Raw genomic sequence first — 19,339 nt, 5'->3', positions numbered from 1 at the left:
CTTGCCCGCTTGCTCTCAGCCTAGCGGACCGTTGAGCAGCGGTACGAAGCGTACGGAGTCCAGCACCTGGCGCTGGAAGCCATCCTCGGTGCGGACAATCAGCATCAGCTGCTGCACCTCGCCGCCACCGACCGGAATTACCAGTCGCCCCCCTGGCGCCAACTGGTCCAGCAATGCCTGCGGGACCTCGGCCGCTGCCGCAGTGACGATGATGCCGTTGTAAGGCGCCAGGGCGGGCCAGCCTTCCCAGCCATCGCCCCAACGAAAGACAACATTTCTCAGGTTTAGCTCCGCAAGTCGTTCCTTGGCGCGGTCCTGCAGGGCCTGGATGCGCTCGACGGAGAACACCCGCTCCACCAGCTGCGACAATACGGCGGTCTGGTAGCCAGAGCCGGTGCCGATCTCCAGCACCTTGTCCAGCGGGCCGGCGGCCAGCAGCAGTTCGGTCATCCGCGCCACCATGAAGGGCTGCGAGATGGTCTGGTTGTGCCCGATGGGCAGCGCGGTGTCTTCATAGGCGCGGTGCGACAGCGCCTCGTCGACGAACAGGTGACGCGGTGTACGGCGGATCACTTCGAGTACGTGGGCGTTGGACAGGCCCTCTTCGTACAGACGCTGGATCAGCCGCTCACGGGTACGCTGGGAGGTCATGCCGATACCGCCGCGGCGCGACAATTCATTGGCCATGGTCGAGCCCTCCGAGCCAGTCGCCAAGGACATTGAACGCCTCCCGGAAGGTCCGGTCCATCTGCAGCGGCGTAATCGACACGTAGCCTTGCATGACGGCGTGGAAATCAGTGCCCTCGCCTCCGTCTTCGGCATCGCCGGCAGCGGCAATCCAGTAGCCTTCCTTGCCGCGCGGATTGACCACCTTGACCGGCGGCTTGGCACGAGCACGGTGCCCCAGGCGAGTCATCTGGATGCCCTTGATGCGCTCCAGCGGCAGGTTGGGGATATTCACGTTGAGCACGGTGCGCGGCGGCAAGTCGAGCTTCTCGTGGGACTCCACCAGCAGGCGGGCGAAGTGCATCGCGGCCGGCAGATTGTCCGTCAGCCGCGAGCACAACGAGAAGGCGAAGGCCGGGCGGGACAGGAAGCGCCCCTCCAGGGCCGCTGCCACGGTACCCGAATAGAGCACGTCATCGCCCAGGTTGGCACCGAGGTTGATGCCCGAGACGACCATTTCCGGCACTTCTTCGAGCAGGCCGTTGAGGCCCAGGTGCACGCAGTCGGTCGGGGTACCGTTGAGGCTGATGAAACCATTGCCCAGGCGATGGGGATGCAGCGGCCGATCCAGCGTCAGCGAACTACTCGCTCCGCTACGATCGGCTTCCGGGGCGATCACGATGCAGTCCGCATAATCGGACAGCGCGTCGTGAAGCGCGGCGATACCGGGTGCAGTGACCCCGTCGTCGTTGGCAATCAATATGCGCATGGGCTTTCCGTCTGCCCTGCCGGCACGAGGTCGATCAGCTCGCGCACTACCACGGTGGCGAAGCAGCCAGCCGGCAGGACGAATTCCAGTTGCAGAATGTCAGGGGCGGGATAATGCCATGTAAGGCCCGGGATGGGGAGGCGCAGAATGCGCCGTTCGTGCGCCATGTCCGCACTGGCGAGCCACTGGCAAAGCGCCATCTCAGCCTGCTGGACAGCGCGCTCCATGTCTCCGGGATGGTTCGTCGCCGGGGAATCGCCCTCGCCCCACATCGGCCCGGTGGGATGCAGATCCAGCGCCGCGAGGCGTGGATCAGAACATTCTGCTTCGCCAGCGGGGAAGAAACTGCGGCTGTCGGTGAACGCCAGCAGATCGCCGACCTGCGCCTGGTTCCAGGTTCCTTCTGCCACGCGGCGTGCCAGTACCTGGTTGAAAACGTAGCTACGCGCCGCCGAAAGCAACCGCGAACGCATGTTGCGATGTTCCGGCAGCTTGCCGCGCTCGGCGAAGCCCCGGGCGTCAAAGACGTTGCCACCGTCATGGCCGAAGCGCTGGGTGCCGAAGTAGTTCGGTACGCCCAGGGCCGTGATCGCTTTCAAGCGCGCCTCGAGCTGTTCGTGATCCGCCTTCAACTCAGTCAGGCGCAAGGTGAAGCCGTTGGCCGAATGCGCGCCCCGCTGCAGTTTGCGGCGGTGGCGGTTGCGTTCGAGAATACGCAGGCTGTCGTCCTCGGCGGCGGCCAGGTCCGGATCGGACTTGCCAGGCAGGTGCAGGCTGAACCACTGGCGGGTCAGCGCCTGGCGGTCCTTGAGCCCGGCGTAGCTGATCATCTTTACCGGCACACCGGCAGCGCGCGCCAGACGGCGGGCGGCTTCCTCGGTGTTCAGGCCACGCTTCTCGACCCACAGCCAGAGGTGTTCGCCATCACCGGAGAGCGGGATGTCCAGCACTTCGTCGACCTGGAAGTCTTCCGCCACTGCCTTGAGCACAGCGCTTCCGCAAGCATCGCCATGGGCGCGCGGGCCCAGCAGTTCCAACTCGGTCATGCGCGCCCCAGCAAAGCGACGGCGTGGACCGCAATGCCCTCTTCACGGCCGGTGAAGCCAAGCTTCTCGGTGGTGGTGGCCTTGACGTTGACCTGCTCCAGCTCAACCTTCAGGTCGGCGGCGATGGCCTCGCGCATGCTCTGGATGTGCGGCGCCATCTTCGGCGCCTGGGCGATGATGGTGGTATCGACGTTTTCCACTTTCCAGCCCTTGGCTTCCACCAGCGACAGCACGTGGCGCAGCAAGGCGCGACTGTCGGCCCCCTTGAACTGCGGGTCGGTGTCGGGGAAGTGCTTGCCGATATCGCCCAGCGCGCAGGCGCCCAGCAAGGCATCGGCGAGCGCGTGCAACAGCACGTCGCCGTCGGAGTGGGCAATCAGCCCGAACTTGTGGGGAATACGCACGCCGCCAAGGTTGATGAAATCGCCCTCGCCGAAGCGGTGCACGTCGTAACCATGTCCGATACGCATGAAAAAACGCCCTGTAGATGTCAGGGCGTCGATTCTACCGGATCACCGCACCGAGGGTGTCAGCCACAGAGCGCTGCGGCGTGGTGGCGCAGGTGATCTTCGATGAAGCTCGCAATGAAGTAATAACTGTGGTCGTAGCCGGGCTGCAGGCGCAGTTGCAGCGGGTGACCGGCCGCAGCGGCGGCTTCGTGCAAGGCTTCGGGCTTGAGCTGGACGGCGAGGAAGTCGTCGCGATCGCCCTGATCCACCAGTATCGGCAGGCGCTCTACGGCACCCGCCAGCAGCTCCACTGCATCCCATTCGCGCCAGGCGGCCGGGTCCTCTCCCAGGAAACGGCCCAGTGCCTTCTGGCCCCACGGACAGTCGCTCGGATGAGTGATCGGCGCGAAGGCCGACAATGACAGGTAACGCCCCGGATTGCGCAGGGCGCAGATCAGGGCACCATGGCCACCCATGGAGTGTCCGCTGATGCCGCGCTTGCGGGAAACCGGGAAGTTCGCCTCGATCAGCGCCGGCAGTTCCTGCACCACGTAATCGTGCATGCGGTAGTGCCGCGCCCAGGGCTCCTGGGTGGCGTTGACGTAGAAGCCCGCACCGAGACCGAAGTCCCACGCACCATCCGGGTCACCCGGCACTTCCGGCCCGCGCGGGCTGGTGTCCGGCGCGACGATCACCAGTCCCAGCTCGGCAGCCATGCGCTGAGCGCCGGCCTTCTGCATGAAATTCTCGTCGGTGCAGGTCAGGCCGGACAGCCAGTACAGTACCGGCAAGCCCGCTTCAGGCTCGGCCTGGGGCGGCAGGTAGACCGCGAACACCATCTCGCAGCCGAGGGTTTCGGAACGGTGGCGGTAACGCTGGTGCCAGCCGCCAAAGCTTTTCTGGCTGCTGATCAGTTCGATGGAATCCGTCATGGAGTCCTCCTTTTCCGTGAGGCCGGGGCCACGAAGCCCCGGCCACGCGATCAGTAATGGATGACGGAGCGGATGCTCTTGCCTTCGTGCATCAGGTCGAAGGCTTCGTTGATCTTCTCCAGGCCCATGGTGTGGGTGATGAAGGTATCCAGCGGAATCTCGCCCTTCTGCGCCTTCTCCACATAGCTCGGCAGCTCGGTGCGGCCCTTCACGCCGCCAAAGGCGGAACCGCGCCAGACGCGACCGGTGACCAGCTGGAAGGGACGCGTACTGATTTCCTGGCCGGCGCCAGCGACACCGATGATGGTGGATTCGCCCCAGCCCTTGTGGCAGCACTCCAGCGCCGCACGCATCAACTGGACGTTGCCCACACACTCGAAGGAATAGTCCACGCCGCCATCCGTCATTTCGACGATCACTTCCTGGATCGGCTTCTGATGGTCCTTCGGATTGACGAACTCGGTAGCACCCAGTTCCTTGGCGATATCGAACTTCGCCGGGTTGATGTCCACCGCAATGATGCGCGAAGCCTTGGCCATTTTCGCACCGATGATCGCCGCCAGGCCGATGCCGCCCAGGCCGAAGATGGCGACGGTAGCGCCTTCTTCCACCTTGGCGGTATTCAGCACAGCGCCGATGCCGGTAGTGACGCCGCAGCCGAGCAGGCAGACCTTTTCCAGCGGAGCCTCCTGAGGAATCTTCGCCAGGGAGATTTCCGGCAGCACGGTGTACTCGGAGAAAGTCGAGCAGCCCATATAGTGGTAGATCGGCTCGCCCTTGTAGGAAAAGCGGCTGGTGCCATCGGGCATCAGGCCCTTGCCCTGGGTGGCGCGCACGGCCTGGCAGAGATTGGTCTTGCCGGATTTGCAGAACTTGCACTCACGGCATTCGGCGGTGTACAGCGGGATCACGTGATCACCGACCTTCAGCGATGTCACGCCCTCACCCACTGCCTCGACGATGCCGCCACCCTCGTGCCCCAGGATGCACGGGAACACGCCCTCGGAGTCCTGGCCGGACAGGGTGTATGCGTCGGTGTGACAGACGCCGGTGGCAACGATACGCACCAGCACCTCTCCCTTCTGCGGCGGCGCTACATCCACTTCGACGATTTCCAACGGCTGGTTGGGGGCGAAGGCGACGGCGGCACGGGACTTGATCATCGGGAAACTCCTGAACAAAGGAAACGACAACGCCCGCCTGTGGCGGACGGATTCGGCACGCTGGCCGAGAAACCGGGACGGGCCGGGGCCACGTCGGGGAGCGTTCGGGACGGCATGTAAGAAGCGCACCCCAAAGCCTTGGAAGTGTAGAAAACCCTGTTTCAGGGAATAATCAGGCAATAATCAAAACATTATTGCCATACAGGGACAATCCAGATGCATCGCTGGGAAGGGCTGGACGAATTCGTCGCCGTCGCCGAAACAGGTCAGTTCACCGCCGCCGCCGAGCGCCTCGGGGTGTCTTCGTCCCACGTCAGCCGCCAGGTCGCACGACTGGAAGAGCGACTGCAGACCCGCCTGCTCTACCGCAACACCCGCAAAGTCACGCTCAGCGAAGCCGGCCAGACCTTCCTGCAGCATTGCCGACGCCTGCAGGACGCACGGGAAGAAGCCCTGCGCGCAGTCAGCGATCTGTCCGCCGAACCCAAGGGGCTGCTGCGCATGACTTGCGCGGTGGCCTACGGCGAGCGATTCGTGGTGCCGCTGGTCAATGAGTTCATGGCGCAGTTCCCACAACTGCGGGTGGAGATCGAACTGTCCAACCGCCAGCTCGACCTGCTCCACGAAGGTTTCGACCTGGCGATCCGTCTTGGCCGCCTCAGCGACTCGCGGCTGGTGGCAACGCGCCTGGCGCCGCGAGTGATGTACCTCTGTGCCACACCGGAGTATCTCGCACGCCACGGCACGCCACAGGGTATCGGCGAGCTGGCACAGCACAACTGCCTGGTGGGCAGCAGCGACCAGTGGAGTTTTCTCGAGGATGGCCGGGAAACCCAGCACCGGGTGCAAGGCAACTGGCGCTGCAACAGTGGCCAGGCGGTGCTGGACGCCGCGTTGCGTGGCTTCGGTTTGTGCCAATTGCCGGATTACTACGTGCTGGAGCACCTGCGCAGCGGCAGCCTGATATCCCTGCTGGATGCACATCGGCCGCCCAATACCGGGGTCTGGGCGCTGTATCCACAGCAGCGACACCTGTCGCCCAAGGTCCGTCAACTGGTGGATCATCTCAAGCAAGGCCTGCAGCACCTTCAGTCCAGCGCATTGCCGTGAAGCAAGCGCATGGAAGAGGCCTTGGCTAGAATGGGCGGTTTCCCACCCTTCGGATCAAGGACGACGACATGTCAGCCCTTTCTTCCTTCCGCGAGCGCTATTTGCTGCGCTTCTGGTCGCCATTGCCGACCCTGGTCGCCCTGGGCGTCATCTCGGCTTACTACTTCGCCATGACCGGCACCTTCTGGGCGGTGACCGGTGAATTCACTCGCTGGGGCGGCCACGTGCTGTCCTGGTTCGGCCTGCAGCCCCAGGAATGGAGCTACTTCAAGATCATCGGCCTGCAGGGCACGCCGCTGGATCGTGTCGATGGCGTGATGATCATTGGCATGTTCCTCGGCGCGCTGGCCTGCGCGCTCTGGGCCGGCAACGTCAGCCTGCGCTGGCCGACCAGCAAGCGCCGCCTGCTGCAGGGCCTTATCGGCGGGGTGATCGCCGGATTCGGCGCGCGCCTGGCGATGGGTTGCAACCTGGCGGCTTTCTTCACCGGTATCCCGATGTTCTCGGTGCACGCCTGGGCCTTCATGTTCTCGACGGTAATCGGCGCCTGGTTCGGCGTGAAGATCAGCCTGCTGCCGTTCCTGCGTATTCCGCTGAAGGTTGGCGGCAAAGCCGCCGCCCTGCCGAGTGCCGAAGCCCTGGCTCGTCGCGCCAGACTGCAGTGGCGCCTGGGCCTGGGCGTGCTGGCGATCGCTGCGCTGTTCGCCGCCTGGCGCTTCGAGGTCTCCCTGGTGCTAGGCATGGCCTGCCTGTTCGGTCTGCTGTTCGGCGGCCTGATCGAACGCGCGCAGATCTGCTTCACCAGCGCCGCCCGCGATCTCTGGACCACCGGCCGGACCCAGGCCGCCCTCGGCATCCTGCTGGGCATGGCTGCTGCTTGTGTCGGCACCTTCGCAGCGATCCACAACGGCCTGCCGCCGAAGATCTTCTGGATGGGTCCGAACGCCGTGATCGGCGGCGTGCTGTTCGGCATCGGCATCGTGCTGGCAGGCGGCTGCGAGACCGGCTGGATGTATCGTTCGATGGAAGGCCAGGTGCATTTCTGGGTGGTCGGTGTCGGCAACGTGATCGGCGGCACACTGGTCGCCGTGTTCTGGGATCAGCTCGGCACCAGCCTTGCCCTGCCCTATCCCAAGCTCAACCTGCTGCAGGAGTTCGGCCCCGGCGGCGGACTGCTGATTACCTTCGCCGGCCTCGCCCTGTGCATGCTGCTGGTGCAGCTCAACGCGCAGCGCTTCACTCGTAAACGGAAAGCCAACGATGTCCGAAACCAAGACGCCGACGCTGTCGCTTGATCTGCGCGGCGAGCACTGCCCGTACAACGCCATCGCCACCCTGGAAACCCTGGAGACGCTCAAGCCAGGCGATCTGCTGGAAGTGATCACCGACTGCTCGCAGTCGGTGCATGGCATTCCGGAAGACACCCAGCGCCATGGCTATCACTGCCTGGCGGTTGAACAGCACGGCGCGCTGTTCCGCTTCCTGATCGAAGTACCGCTGCTGGGCTGAGGGTGCTTTTGTAGGAGCGGGCTCCGCCCGCGATGAGCCCGAATCGCGCCGGAAGCCAATCGCGGACAAAGTCCGCTCCTACGAGACGCTTGTGCGCTTGGGTCGGCCCTCACCCTAACCCCAGGGGAGAGGGGACCGTTCGGTGCAGGGTGAAAGGCCGGCAACAGCCGGCACGGACGGCTCCCTCTCCCCCTGGGAGAGGGCAGGGGTGAGCGGGAAGCTTCGGCACGGGCTTCCCGAGAAAGACAGTTGCTCCTACGGTCCAGCCCGGCGCGCAGCCGGTAAAGAGCGAGCTTGCTCGCGAACCTGCCCAGCACTGAAGTCGCCGGAAACTTTGTTCGCGAGCAAGCTCGCGCCTACAGAGGCTGGATATGCCGCGAACGGTCGAGGGCCGGCGAACAGGAATCAGTGCTTGGCGAAGTTGCGCTGCAGGCGTTGCAGGTCTTCCGGAGTGGTGACCTTGATATTGTCCACCCGCCCTTCCACCATGCGCGGCGCATAGCCCGCCCACTCCATGGCAGAAGCCTCGTCGGTGATGGCCGCCTCGGCGACCAGCGCATCGGCGAGCGCGCGATGCAGCGCACCGAGGCGAAACATCTGCGGAGTGTAGGCCTGCCAGACCACGCTGCGATCGATGGTTTCCACTACCCGACCATCAGTACCAACACGCTTCAAGGTATCGCGCGCGGGTACACCGAGCAGGCCGCCTACGGCGTCGAATTCCAACTCGTCCAGCAGGCGATCCAGATCGGTTCGCGCCAGGTTCGGCCGGGCGGCATCGTGCACCAGCACCCAGTCGTCCGGCGTGGCGCCCAGTTCGGTGAGGCGCAACAAGCCGTTGAGCACGGAATCGGCGCGTTCGCGGCCACCATCAGCGCGCTGGATCAGCTCGTTGGAAGCGCTTGGCAGGGTCGGCCACCAGGGATCGTCGGCAGCCAGGCAGACTACCAGCCCTTTCAGGCGGGGATGGCCGAGGAAGCAATCGAGGGTGCGCTCGAGAATGCTGCGGCCGGCAAGGTCGAGGTATTGCTTGGGGCGGTCGGCGCGCATCCGCGAACCGATGCCTGCGGCCGGAATCACGGCCCAGAAGGCGGGAGTGGTCATTGCGCGAGCTGGTAGAGGGTTTCCTTGTCCTTGACCATGCCGAGTTCGTGACGGGCACGCTCCTCGACGGTCTCGGTGCCTTTCTTGAGCTCGGCGACTTCCGCCTCGAGGATGCGGTTACGCTCGAGCAGGCGCTCGTTCTCACCCTGCTGGTCGGCGATCTGCTTCTGCAGGTCGCGCACCTGCGCCAGGCTGCCATCACCCACCCACAGGCGATACTGCAGGCCGGCCAGCGCCAGGATCAGCACGAGAAACAGCCAGTAGGGGCTACGTAACCTCAAACCTTCAGCTCCATACGCAAAGGGGTGGCTCCTGCCACCCCTTCACCGTACCAGACTAGGATCAGCCGCGGAATTCCGCGCGACCACGGTACGGCGCCTTGGCGCCCAGCTGCTCTTCGATGCGCAGCAGCTGGTTGTACTTGGAAACACGGTCGGAGCGGCACAGCGAACCGGTCTTGATCTGACCAGCGGCAGTACCGACGGCCAGGTCAGCGATGGTGCTGTCCTCGGTTTCGCCCGAACGGTGCGAGATCACCGCGGTGAAGCCGGCGGCCTTGGCCATCTGGATGGCTTCCAGGGTCTCGGTCAGCGAGCCGATCTGGTTGAACTTGATCAGGATCGAGTTGCCGATCTTCTCGTCGATGCCGCGCTTGAGGATCTTGGTGTTGGTGACGAACAGGTCGTCACCGACCAGTTGCACCTTCTCGCCGATCTTGTCGGTCAGGACTTTCCAGCCAGCCCAATCGGACTCGTCCATACCATCTTCGATGGAGATGATCGGGTAGCGCTGGGTCAGGCCGGCCAGGTAGTCGGCGAAACCTTCGGCGCTGAATACCTTGCCTTCGCCTTCGAGGTCGTACTGGCCGTCCTTGAAGAACTCGGAGGAGGCGCAGTCCAGGGCCAGGGTCACGTCTTCGCCCAGCTTGTAGCCGGCATTGGCGACAGCTTCGGCGATGGCAGCCAGGGCGTCTTCGTTGGAAGCCAGGTTCGGTGCGAAGCCACCTTCGTCACCCACGGCGGTGTTCAGGCCACGGGCCTTCAGCACGGCCTTGAGGTGGTGGAAGATCTCGGCGCCCATGCGCAGCGCGTCGGCGAAGTTCTTGGCGCCTACCGGCTGGACCATGAACTCCTGGATGTCGACGTTGTTATCGGCGTGCTCGCCGCCGTTGATGATGTTCATCATCGGCACCGGCATGGAGTACTGGCCCGGAGTGCCGTTCAGATCGGCGATGTGCGCGTACAGCGGCACGCCCTTGGCCTGTGCGGCGGCCTTGGCGGCGGCCAGGGACACGGCGAGGATAGCGTTGGCGCCCAGCTTGCCTTTGTTCTCGGTGCCGTCGAGGTCGATCATCGCGTGATCCAGACCTTTCTGGTCAGCCGCGTCCTTGCCCAGCAGCAGGTCGCGGATCGGGCCATTGATGTTGGCCACGGCCTTCAGTACGCCCTTGCCCAGGTAACGGCTCTTGTCGCCATCGCGCAGTTCGAGAGCCTCGCGGGAACCGGTGGATGCACCGGACGGGGCGCAAGCGCTGCCGACGATGCCGTTGTCCAGGATCACGTCCGCTTCAACGGTCGGGTTGCCGCGGGAGTCCAGGACCTCACGGCCCTTGATGTCGACGATCTTTGCCATTCTTGATAACACTCCGAAGATAGAGATAAACGGGGCGGCTGGTGAGACTCAGGCAGTCTCGATTACGGGGAAACTCTTCACCAGGTCGTCCAACTGCTTGAGCTGGGACAGGAAAGGTTCGAGCTTGTTCAGGCGCAGGGCGCACGGACCGTCGCACTTGGCGTTCTCGGGGTCCGGATGGGCCTCCAGGAACAGACCGGCGAGGCCCTGGCTCATGCCGGCCTTGGCCAGGTCGGTGACCTGGGCGCGGCGGCCGCCGGCGGAATCGGCGCGACCGCCCGGCATCTGCAGGGCATGGGTCACGTCGAAGAACACCGGGTACTCGAACTGCTTCATGATGCCGAAGCCGAGCATGTCCACCACCAGGTTGTTGTACCCGAAGGAGGAGCCACGCTCGCAGAGGATCAGCTGGTCGTTACCCGCCTCCTCGCACTTGCGCAGGATGTGTTTCATCTCCTGCGGCGCGAGGAACTGGGCTTTCTTGATGTTGATCACCGCTTTGGTCTGGGCCATGGCCACGACCAGGTCGGTCTGCCGGGACAGGAAGGCCGGCAGTTGGATGATGTCGCAGACCTCGGCCACCGGAGCGGCCTGGTAGGGCTCGTGCACGTCGGTAATGACCGGCACCTTGAAGGTCTTCTTGATCTCTTCGAAGATCTTCAGCCCTTCTTCCATGCCCGGACCACGGAACGAGGTGATCGAGGAACGGTTGGCCTTGTCGAAGCTGGCCTTGAACACGTAAGGGATACCGAGCTTCTCGGTGACCTTCACGTACTCTTCGCAGACCTGCATCGCCAGGTCGCGCGACTCCAGCACGTTCATGCCGCCGAACAGCACGAACGGCAGGTCGTTGCCGATCTGGATATCACCGACGCGGATGATCTTCTGGGTCATGTTCAGGCTTTCCCGGCTTGCTTCAGGGCGGCGTTGACGAAGCCGCTGAACAGCGGGTGGCCATCACGCGGGGTGGAAGTGAATTCCGGGTGGAACTGGCAGGCGACGAACCACGGATGATCCGGAGCCTCGACCACTTCGACCAGCGCACCGTCGCCGGAGCGGCCGGAGATCTTCAGGCCGGCGGATTCCAGTTGCGGACGCAGGTTGTTGTTCACTTCATAACGGTGACGGTGACGCTCGACGATCACTTCCTTGCCGTAGCAGTCGTGCACCAGGGTACCGGCGGAGAGCAGGCACTCCTGGGCGCCCAGGCGCATGGTGCCGCCCAGGTCGGAAGCCTCGGTGCGCACTTCGGTGGCGCCGGTGGCGTCCTGCCATTCGGTGATCAGGCCGACGACCGGATGGCCGCTGGACTTGTCGAACTCGGTGGAGTTGGCATCGGTCCAGCCCAGCACGTTGCGGGCGTATTCGATGACAGCCACCTGCATGCCCAGGCAGATGCCCAGGTACGGAACCTTGTTCTCACGGGCGTACTGCACGGCGGTGATCTTGCCTTCCACGCCGCGCAGGCCGAAGCCGCCCGGAACCAGGATGGCGTCGGCGCCTTCGAGCAGGCTGGTGCCCTGTTGCTCGATGTCCTCGGAGTCGATGTAGCGCAGGTTGACCTTGGTGCGGCTCTGGATGCCGGCATGGGTCATGGCTTCGATCAGCGACTTGTAGGCGTCGAGCAGTTCCATGTACTTGCCGACCATGGCGATGGTGACTTCACGCTCGGGGTTGAGCTTGGCGTCGACCACCCGGTCCCACTCGGACAGGTCAGCCGGGCCGCATTCCAGGCCGAAGCGCTCGACGACGAAATCATCGACGCCCTGGGCATGCAGCACGGACGGAATGCGGTAGATGGTGTCGACGTCTTCCAGCGAGATGACCGCACGCTCTTCCACGTTGGTGAACAGGGCGATCTTGCGGCGGGAGGAGACGTCCACCGGATGGTCGGAACGGCAGACCAGGATGTCCGGCTGCAGGCCGATGGAGCGCAGCTCCTTGACCGAGTGCTGGGTCGGCTTGGTCTTGGTCTCGCCGGCAGTGGCGATGTACGGGACCAGCGTCAGGTGCATCAGCATGGCGCGGCGCGAACCGATCTCCACGCGCAGCTGGCGGATGGCCTCGAGGAAAGGTTGCGATTCGATATCACCGACGGTGCCGCCGACTTCAACCAGGGCCACGTCGGCATCGCCGGCGCCCTTGATGATGCGACGCTTGATTTCGTCGGTGATGTGCGGGATCACCTGCACGGTAGCGCCCAGATAGTCACCACGGCGCTCCTTGCGCAGCACGTCCATGTAGACGCGACCGGTGGTGAAGTTGTTGTTCTGGGTCATCGTGGTACGAACGAAACGCTCATAGTGGCCCAGATCGAGGTCGGTCTCGGCACCGTCGTGGGTGACGAACACCTCACCGTGCTGGAACGGGCTCATGGTGCCCGGATCGACGTTGATGTAGGGGTCCAGCTTGAGCATCGTGATCTTCAGGCCACGCGCTTCCAGAATGGCAGCCAAGGAAGCCGAGGCGATGCCTTTCCCCAATGAAGAAACAACACCACCCGTGACGAAGATGTAGCGCGTCATGAAAAGCCCTGAATGTCAGCGTTTAGGCGGCTCGGCCGCCGGGGAAGCGAAGGTGTCGGGTACAAGACCCGGCTCACGACTTCGTCGTGAAAATAGCGAACTCCCGCTGATTCCGGGGGAATCGACGGGAGCGGTACAAGACGGGAGCGTAGTCTACCGGAAAGCGGCTATCAGCTCAAACCCGAGTCATTCGTCGGAGGTGTCCAGCGCAGGGTCCAGCCCTGTCCCGGCTCCCCGCGCAGGTCCGGCAGCAGCGCTACACCGAGCAGTTCGTCGGCTCGCCAGAGCAATGGCAGACGGCCACGCAGGAAGGCGGGTATGGCCGCTTCGTTGAGCAGCCGTTTCAGGTCACGTCGACCACGCCCAGGCAGCGTCATTACCTCGCCGCCCTGGCGATAGCGGATTTCCAGCGGCACGCTCGGCGGCTCGCCCTCCAGACGCAACGAACCATTACCCGGCAGCGAAAGCGGCCGCGACGGCTCATGCCAAACCTGATTCAGCGGGACGAAACCCAGCCACTGGCTGGCCAGCCACCAGAGCCGGCCATGGGCACGACGCAACTCGCCATCGGCAAGCCGCCAGATTGGCTCCGCGTCTTCGCGGGCGTCGCGCAAATCCTGCCAGCCGGCCCAATGCGCGCTATCGGGCAGGCGCGCCAGGGGAGCGAGCCAGTGCCGCAGCGCGTTGCGCTGACGCGGCTCGCTCAACTCAACGAGGGCAGCAAGGGCCAGTGAGGGAAGCTGCATGCCGATGTACTCGGACCGCGCACCGGCGCCGATCAGATCGTTCTGCGCCAACTCACCCAGCAGCCCCTCGGCTTCCGCCAGGTGCTCGGCGCTGCGAGCAATGGTTTCGACAGCTGCGGGCCAACGCCGAACGACACCCGGAAGGACGTTGTTGCGCAGGTAGTTGCGGTCATGCTCGTCACTGGCGTTGGAGGGATCCTCCACCCAGCTCAGGCCGTGGCCGCGGGCATAGGCCTCCAGTTGCTGGCGGGTGACGCCCAGCAGCGGGCGCAACAACTCGCCAACGCCCAGCGCACGGCTCGGCGCCATCCCCGACAGCCCGCGCACACCCGCTCCCCGGAACAGCCGGAACAGCACGGTTTCAGCCTGATCGTCGCGGTGCTGCCCAGTCAGCAGGCACTCACCTGCGGCCAGTGCCGATACGAACACCCGGTAACGCGCCTCACGCGCCGCACGCTCGAGGCTGGCGCCGTCATCGACCCGTACTCGCGCCAACTGTATTGGCACACCGAGGGAATCGCAGAAGCGCTGGCAATGCTCCGGCCAGGCATCAGCGACAGCCTGCAGGCCGTGGTGGACATGGATGGCGGATATCGGCGGCAAGGCTTCGCGACGGGCGAGCTGTACCAGCAGATGCAGGAGGACGGTGGAATCGAGGCCACCGGAATAAGCCACGCGCCACGCCGGCGCGGTGCGCCAGGGAGCAAGGAAGTTCAGCAGCAGTGATTCAAAGGACATGGCGCAGGTCGGCAGGGTCGAGGACGAGGCAAGGATACCTCGTCACCCGCACTGCGCCGAAGGCGTCGATCAGGCGACGCCGTAGCTCATCAGGCGCTCGTAGCGGCGCGCGAGGAGTTCGTCGGTGCTCAACTGGTTCAGCGTGTCGAGTTGGCCGAGCAGGGACTGACGAATGGTCTCGGCCATGGCAGCCGGATCGCGGTGGGCGCTGCCCAGTGGCTCGGGAATGACGTTGTCGACGATCCCCAGGTCCTTCAGGCGGTTGGCAGTGATGCCCATGGCCTCGGCCGCTTCCGGCGCCTTCTCGGCAGTACGCCAGAGGATCGAAGCGCAGCCTTCGGGCGAGATCACCGCGTAGGTGGAGTACTGCAGCATGTTCAGTTGGTCGCATACACCGATGGCCAACGCACCGCCCGAACCGCCCTCGCCGATCACGGTTGCAATGATCGGGGTTTTCAGGCGCGCCATGACACGCAAGTTCCAGGCGATCGCTTCGCTCTGGCCGCGCTCTTCGGCATCGATGCCCGGGTAGGCGCCAGGGGTATCGATGAAGGTCAGGATCGGCATCTTGAAGCGTTCGGCCATTTCCATCAGACGGCAGGCCTTGCGGTAGCCTTCCGGACGCGGCATGCCGAAGTTGCGGCGTACCTTCTCGCGGACTTCGCGGCCCTTCTGGTGGCCGATGATCATCACCGGCTGGTCTTCCAGACGGGCAACGCCGCCGACGATCGCGGCGTCATCGGAGAAGTGGCGATCACCGTGCAGCTCTTCGAACTCGGTGAAGATGTGCTCGATGTAGTCCAGGGTGTAGGGGCGACGCGGATGGCGCGCGAGCTGAGCGATCTGCCAGCTGGACAGGTTGCCGAAGATGTTCTCGGTCAGCGCCTTGCTCTTTTCCTGAAGACGGGAGATTTCGTCGGTGATGTTCAGGGCGTTGTCGTTACCGACCAACCGCAACTCTTCGATCTTGGCGTGCAGGTCGGCGATGGGCTGTTCGAAATCGAGAAAATTCGGGTTCATGGGCTATCCGTCGTTCTGTTGGCGGCTGGGCCTGGTCCGTAGGCGCCCTACCTTACGGTATCGGGCGCCGAGGGTCGAGACTGGCGGGCGGGCGGCCTTTGGCCACCGCCGCGCTAGCGGTAGTTCAGGAAGACGTTGTCGCGGCCGAACTGGTCACGCAGCGCTTGAATCAGGTTGTCTGCCGGGTCGATCCGCCACTGCTCGCCGAACTGCAACAGGGCGCGCGCCTGCTCGCCGCTGTAGTCGACGGTGACCGGACAACTGCCCCGGTGGCGGGTGCACAGATCGGCCAGCCAGCGCAGGCGGTCGCCCTTGAGGGCGTCGGCATGCACACGCACGCGCAGGCTCTCGGCCAGCGAAGTACGGGCCTCTTCCAGGCCCATCACGCGCTTGGCGCGCAGGCGCAGGCCGCCGGAGAAATCGTCCTGGCTGACTTCACCCTCGATCACCACCAGTGCGTCGGTCTGCAGCAGCGCCTGGTTGGCGGCGAAGGCTTCGGCGAACAGCGAGGCTTCGATGCGACCGGAGCGGTCGTCCAGGGTCACGAAGCCCATTTTGTCACCGCGCTTGTTCTTCATCACCCGCAGGTTGACGATCAGGCCGGCAACCGTCTGGGTATCGCGCGCTGGCTTCAGCTCGACGATGCGCTGGCGGGCAAAACGCCGTACCTCGCCCTCGTACTCATCGATCGGGTGGCCGGTCAGGTACAGGCCGAGAGTGTCCTTCTCGCCCTTCAGACGCTCCTTGAGGTTGAGTTCCTTGACCTTGCGGTGGTTGGCGTAGACATCGGCCTCGGGCTCGGCGAACACCCCACCGAACAGATCCATGTGGCCACTGTCGTGGCTGCGTGAGGTCTGCTCGGCGGCTTTCACGGCTTCTTCCATGGAGGCCAGCAGCACGGCACGGTTGATGTCGACGTGGGCGTGGTAGGCCTTCTGTTCCTCATGGAAGTGCGGACCGAGGCGGTCCAGCGCACCGGCGCGGATCAGCGCCTCCAGGGTGCGCTTGTTGACGCGCTTGAGATCGATGCGGTCGCAGAAGTCGAACAGGTTCTTGAACGGGCCGCCTTCATTTCGGCACTCGGTGATTGCCTCTACCGGGCCTTCGCCGACGCCCTTGATCGCACCCAGTCCGTAGACGATCTGGTCGTCCTCGTCGACGGTGAAGCGGAACTCGGAGTTGTTCACGTCCGGCGCCAGGATGCGCAGCTTCATATGGCGGCACTCTTCGATGAGCGTCACCACCTTGTCGGTGTTCTGCATATCCGCGGTGAGTACCGCGGCCATGAACGGGGCTTTCCAGTGGGTCTTCAGCCAGGCGGTCTGGTACGACACCAGGCCGTAGGCGGCGGAGTGCGACTTGTTGAAACCGTAGCCGGCGAATTTTTCCACCAGGTCGAAGATGTTGCCCGAGAGGTTGGCGTCGATGCCGTTGTTGGAACAACCCTCAATGAAGCCGCCGCGCTGCTTGGCCATTTCCTCGGGCTTCTTCTTGCCCATGGCACGTCGCAGCATGTCCGCGCCACCGAGGCTGTAGCCCGCCATCACCTGGGCGATCTGCATCACCTGCTCCTGGTACAGGATGATGCCGTAGGTGGGCTTGAGCACCGGTTCGAGACCGGCGTACTGGTAATCCGGGTGTGGATACGAAATCTCTTCGCGACCGTGCTTACGGTTGATGAAGTCGTCCACCATGCCCGACTGCAGCGGGCCGGGACGGAACAGCGCCACCAGTGCGATGAGGTCTTCCAGGCAGTCCGGCTTGAGCTTCTTGATCAGCTCCTTCATGCCGCGCGATTCAAGCTGGAAGACCGCGGTGGTCTCCGCCTTCTGCAGCAGGTCGTAGGTTTTCTTGTCATCCAGCGGGATACGGTCGATGTCGACCAGATCGGTGTCGCCGTTCTTCTTCTGGATGCGGTGGATGATTTCCATCGCCCACTTGATGATGGTCAGGGTACGCAGGCCGAGGAAGTCGAACTTCACCAGGCCGGCAGCCTCCACGTCGTCCTTGTCGAACTGGGTCACCAGGCCGGCGCCCTCTTCGTCACAGGCGATGGGAGCGAAATCGGTCAGCTTGGTCGGCGCGATCACCACACCACCGGCGTGCTTGCCGGTACCACGGGTGACGCCTTCCAGCTTGAGCGCCATGTCCCAGATTTCCTGGGCTTCCTCGTCGGTCTTGAGGAAGTCGCGGAGCATCTCCTCCTGCTCGAAGGCCTTCTCCAGGGTCATGCCCACTTCGAAGGGGATCATCTTCGACAGCTTGTCGGCCAGGCCATAGGACTTGCCCTGCACCCGCGCCACGTCACGCACCACTGCCTTTGCGGCCATGGAGCCGAAAGTGATGATCTGGCTGACCGCGTTGCGACCGTAAGCACCGGCCACGTAGTCGATAACCCGGTCACGGCCTTCCATGCAGAAGTCGACGTCGAAGTCGGGCATGGAAATACGTTCGGGGTTGAGGAAGCGCTCGAACAGCAGGTCATAGGCCAGCGGGTCGAGGTCGGTGATCTTCAGCACGTAGGCGACCAGCGAGCCGGCACCCGAGCCCCGGCCAGGACCTACTGGCACGCCGTTGTTCTTGGCCCACTTGATGAAGTCCATCACGATCAGGAAGTAGCCGGGGAAGCCCATCTGGATGATGGTGCCCAGTTCGAACTCCAGGCGGTCGACGTAGATCTGCCGCTTCTCTTCGTAGTTCGGCGTGGTTTCCTTCGGCCAGAGCACCGCCAGGCGCTCCTCCAGGCCCTCGTAGGAGACATGGCGCAGATATTGGTTGATATCCATGTCGTCGTAGGGGATCGGGAAGTTGGGCAGGAAGTACTTGCCCAGCTGTACGTCGATGTTGCAGCGCTTGGCAATCTCGACGGAGTTTTCCAGAGCCTCGGGGATGTCGCTGAACAGCTCGGCCATTTCTTCCGGGCTCTTCAGGTACTGCTGGTCGGAATAGTTGCGCGAACGGCGCGGATCATCCAGGGCGCGGCCTTCGCCGATGCACACGCGAGTCTCGTGGGCCTCGAAGTCCGTCTCCTTGATGAAGCGCACGTCATTGGTCGCCACCAGCGGCGCGCCACTGCGTGCCGAAAGAGCCACGGCGGCATGCACGTGCTCTTCGTCGTTGACCCGGTTGGTACGCTGGATGTCCAGGTAGAAGCGATCCGGGAACACTTCCAGCCACTCAGCCAGCAGCGAGTCCGCATGGGCATCGTCGCCTTCCAGCAGGGCCATGCCGATCTCGCCCTCCTTGGAGCCGGACAGCGCGATCAGGCCTTCGGCAGCGTCCTTGACCCACTGCCGCTCGATGATGATCTCGCCGTTGCGCTGGCCTTCCTGCCAGCCGCGGGAAATCAGCTCGGTGAGGTTGCGGTAGCCCTTGGCGTTCATCGCCAGCAGCGTCAGGCGAGTGAGCGGGCCGTCCTCATCGCGGTTGGCCAGCCAGATATCGGCACCACAGATCGGCTTGATGCCGCCACCCATGGCGGTCTTGTAGAACTTCACCAGCGAGCACATGTTGCTCAGGTCGGTCACCGCCACTGCCGGCATCCCTGCTCCGCCGACCGCCTTGATCAGCGGCTTGACCCGTACCAGGCCGTCAACCAGGGAGAATTCGGTGTGCAGACGCAGGTGAACGAAGGTGGCGGTCATGGTGGTCCTTGGCAAACGCGAAAAACGGCAAGCCCCGGATTGTACCGACCTGAAAGGTAAAGCTACAGGCTTCTGTAAGCCGCGCGCCCCCAAAAATTCTTATGAACTAAGCAAGGCCTATAACCTCACCCTAGCCGCGGTTTCTTGGTGACTTCCAATGTGGAGTCACCAAAATCAGGTCAACCACAGAGCGAGAACTAGATACTCGCAAGCCCACAATCCCTTACTTTATAACCGCATCACCCACATATTAAAGTCTATCGACAACACATTGCCTATACATTGA

17 protein-coding genes are annotated in these 19,339 nt (G+C 63.9%); 3 read left to right on the top strand and 14 right to left on the bottom strand.

All coding sequences use genetic code 11. From position 1 onward, the window contains the following. Positions 1-15 precede the first annotated feature (15 nt). The 6 genes from L6D89_RS00790 to L6D89_RS00765 are packed head-to-tail and all read right to left on the bottom strand — an operon-like array spanning position 16 to position 5,025. Entirely contained in the window at positions 16-651 is a 636-nt protein-coding gene (locus L6D89_RS00790; RefSeq protein ID WP_088418250.1) for a protein-L-isoaspartate(D-aspartate) O-methyltransferase, read from the bottom strand. A gap of 25 nt (positions 652-676) precedes the next feature. Further along, positions 677-1,435 carry a 5'/3'-nucleotidase SurE gene (surE, locus tag L6D89_RS00785; protein WP_236173073.1) on the bottom strand — a complete coding sequence of 253 codons (759 nt, stop codon included), beginning with the start codon at positions 1,433-1,435 and terminating at the stop codon, positions 677-679. Further along, a complete protein-coding gene (gene truD / locus L6D89_RS00780; RefSeq protein WP_236173074.1) occupies positions 1,423-2,481 on the bottom strand; it encodes a tRNA pseudouridine(13) synthase TruD in 1,059 nt (352 codons plus the stop codon). The genes surE and truD overlap by 13 nt, the downstream gene beginning before the upstream one ends. Beyond that, a complete protein-coding gene (gene ispF, locus L6D89_RS00775; RefSeq protein WP_236198466.1) occupies positions 2,478-2,951 on the bottom strand; it encodes a 2-C-methyl-D-erythritol 2,4-cyclodiphosphate synthase in 474 nt (157 codons plus the stop codon). Before ispF ends, truD begins: the two co-directional genes overlap by 4 nt. Before the next feature lie 59 nt (positions 2,952-3,010). Further along, positions 3,011-3,862, bottom strand: coding sequence for an S-formylglutathione hydrolase (fghA, locus tag L6D89_RS00770; RefSeq protein WP_236173076.1), 852 nt, complete (start codon positions 3,860-3,862; stop codon positions 3,011-3,013). A 50-nt stretch (positions 3,863-3,912) separates the two neighbouring features. After that, entirely contained in the window at positions 3,913-5,025 is a 1,113-nt protein-coding gene (locus L6D89_RS00765; RefSeq protein ID WP_236198465.1) for an S-(hydroxymethyl)glutathione dehydrogenase/class III alcohol dehydrogenase, read from the bottom strand. Between the two features lie 216 nt (positions 5,026-5,241). Between L6D89_RS00765 and L6D89_RS00760 the strand changes: the two genes are divergently transcribed. From L6D89_RS00760 to yedF, 3 genes are all read left to right on the top strand, one after another. Continuing rightward, entirely contained in the window at positions 5,242-6,135 is an 894-nt protein-coding gene (locus L6D89_RS00760) for a LysR substrate-binding domain-containing protein (RefSeq protein ID WP_236198464.1), read from the top strand. A gap of 68 nt (positions 6,136-6,203) precedes the next feature. Beyond that, entirely contained in the window at positions 6,204-7,430 is a 1,227-nt protein-coding gene (gene yedE / locus L6D89_RS00755; protein WP_236198463.1) for a selenium metabolism membrane protein YedE/FdhT, read from the top strand. Beyond that, a complete protein-coding gene (gene yedF, locus L6D89_RS00750; RefSeq protein WP_236198462.1) occupies positions 7,396-7,644 on the top strand; it encodes a sulfurtransferase-like selenium metabolism protein YedF in 249 nt (82 codons plus the stop codon). The genes yedE and yedF overlap by 35 nt, the downstream gene beginning before the upstream one ends. Positions 7,645-8,049: 405 nt before the next feature. Here yedF and ispD read toward each other — a convergent pair whose 3' ends face one another. The 8 genes from ispD to dnaE all read right to left on the bottom strand — a co-directional run bounded on the left by ispD (position 8,050) and on the right by dnaE (position 19,053). Beyond that, positions 8,050-8,748, bottom strand: coding sequence for a 2-C-methyl-D-erythritol 4-phosphate cytidylyltransferase (gene ispD / locus L6D89_RS00745; protein WP_236198461.1), 699 nt, complete (start codon positions 8,746-8,748; stop codon positions 8,050-8,052). Next, positions 8,745-9,029 (bottom strand): cell division protein FtsB, encoded by a 285-nt coding sequence (gene ftsB, locus L6D89_RS00740; RefSeq protein WP_236198460.1) that lies wholly within the window; start codon positions 9,027-9,029, stop codon positions 8,745-8,747. Before ftsB ends, ispD begins: the two co-directional genes overlap by 4 nt. 61 nt (positions 9,030-9,090) lie before the next feature. Next, complete coding sequence (gene eno / locus L6D89_RS00735; RefSeq protein ID WP_088417964.1) at positions 9,091-10,380, bottom strand: phosphopyruvate hydratase; 1,290 nt, start codon at positions 10,378-10,380, stop codon at positions 9,091-9,093. A 48-nt stretch (positions 10,381-10,428) separates the two neighbouring features. Beyond that, positions 10,429-11,274 carry a 3-deoxy-8-phosphooctulonate synthase gene (gene kdsA / locus L6D89_RS00730; protein WP_236198459.1) on the bottom strand — a complete coding sequence of 282 codons (846 nt, stop codon included), beginning with the start codon at positions 11,272-11,274 and terminating at the stop codon, positions 10,429-10,431. A 2-nt stretch (positions 11,275-11,276) separates the two neighbouring features. After that, positions 11,277-12,905, bottom strand: a complete 1,629-nt coding sequence (locus L6D89_RS00725; RefSeq protein ID WP_236198458.1) for a CTP synthase — start codon at positions 12,903-12,905, stop codon at positions 11,277-11,279. A 170-nt stretch (positions 12,906-13,075) separates the two neighbouring features. Further along, positions 13,076-14,389, bottom strand: coding sequence for a tRNA lysidine(34) synthetase TilS (tilS, locus tag L6D89_RS00720; RefSeq protein ID WP_236198457.1), 1,314 nt, complete (start codon positions 14,387-14,389; stop codon positions 13,076-13,078). Positions 14,390-14,458: 69 nt separating this feature from the next. Beyond that, complete coding sequence (gene accA / locus L6D89_RS00715) at positions 14,459-15,409, bottom strand: acetyl-CoA carboxylase carboxyl transferase subunit alpha (RefSeq protein WP_236173086.1); 951 nt, start codon at positions 15,407-15,409, stop codon at positions 14,459-14,461. Positions 15,410-15,522: 113 nt separating this feature from the next. Further along, positions 15,523-19,053 carry a DNA polymerase III subunit alpha gene (gene dnaE / locus L6D89_RS00710; RefSeq protein WP_236198456.1) on the bottom strand — a complete coding sequence of 1,177 codons (3,531 nt, stop codon included), beginning with the start codon at positions 19,051-19,053 and terminating at the stop codon, positions 15,523-15,525. Between the last annotated feature and the right edge of the window lie 286 nt (positions 19,054-19,339).

It is taken from the genome of Pseudomonas pseudonitroreducens (genome assembly GCF_021603645.1).
Lineage (GTDB): Bacteria > Pseudomonadota > Gammaproteobacteria > Pseudomonadales > Pseudomonadaceae > Pseudomonas > Pseudomonas pseudonitroreducens.
This window is presented reverse-complemented; position numbering and strand designations above follow the sequence as displayed.

What these genes read in the sequence shown, in the direction of transcription:
- L6D89_RS00790 (WP_088418250.1), bottom strand. Translation starts at nt 651, where the DNA reads ATGACCTCCCAGCGTACCCGTGAGCGGCTGATCCAGCGTCTGTACGAA.
- surE (WP_236173073.1), bottom strand. Translation starts at nt 1,435, where the DNA reads ATGCGCATATTGATTGCCAACGACGACGGGGTCACTGCACCCGGTATC.
- truD (WP_236173074.1), bottom strand. Translation starts at nt 2,481, where the DNA reads ATGACCGAGTTGGAACTGCTGGGCCCGCGCGCCCATGGCGATGCTTGC.
- ispF (WP_236198466.1), bottom strand. Translation starts at nt 2,951, where the DNA reads ATGCGTATCGGACATGGTTACGACGTGCACCGCTTCGGCGAGGGCGAT.
- fghA (WP_236173076.1), bottom strand. Translation starts at nt 3,862, where the DNA reads ATGACGGATTCCATCGAACTGATCAGCAGCCAGAAAAGCTTTGGCGGC.
- L6D89_RS00765 (WP_236198465.1), bottom strand. Translation starts at nt 5,025, where the DNA reads ATGATCAAGTCCCGTGCCGCCGTCGCCTTCGCCCCCAACCAGCCGTTG.
- L6D89_RS00760 (WP_236198464.1), top strand. Translation starts at nt 5,242, where the DNA reads ATGCATCGCTGGGAAGGGCTGGACGAATTCGTCGCCGTCGCCGAAACA.
- yedE (WP_236198463.1), top strand. Translation starts at nt 6,204, where the DNA reads ATGTCAGCCCTTTCTTCCTTCCGCGAGCGCTATTTGCTGCGCTTCTGG.
- yedF (WP_236198462.1), top strand. Translation starts at nt 7,396, where the DNA reads ATGTCCGAAACCAAGACGCCGACGCTGTCGCTTGATCTGCGCGGCGAG.
- ispD (WP_236198461.1), bottom strand. Translation starts at nt 8,748, where the DNA reads ATGACCACTCCCGCCTTCTGGGCCGTGATTCCGGCCGCAGGCATCGGT.
- eno (WP_088417964.1), bottom strand. Translation starts at nt 10,380, where the DNA reads ATGGCAAAGATCGTCGACATCAAGGGCCGTGAGGTCCTGGACTCCCGC.
- kdsA (WP_236198459.1), bottom strand. Translation starts at nt 11,274, where the DNA reads ATGACCCAGAAGATCATCCGCGTCGGTGATATCCAGATCGGCAACGAC.
- L6D89_RS00725 (WP_236198458.1), bottom strand. Translation starts at nt 12,905, where the DNA reads ATGACGCGCTACATCTTCGTCACGGGTGGTGTTGTTTCTTCATTGGGG.
- tilS (WP_236198457.1), bottom strand. Translation starts at nt 14,389, where the DNA reads ATGTCCTTTGAATCACTGCTGCTGAACTTCCTTGCTCCCTGGCGCACC.
- accA (WP_236173086.1), bottom strand. Translation starts at nt 15,409, where the DNA reads ATGAACCCGAATTTTCTCGATTTCGAACAGCCCATCGCCGACCTGCAC.
- dnaE (WP_236198456.1), bottom strand. Translation starts at nt 19,053, where the DNA reads ATGACCGCCACCTTCGTTCACCTGCGTCTGCACACCGAATTCTCCCTG.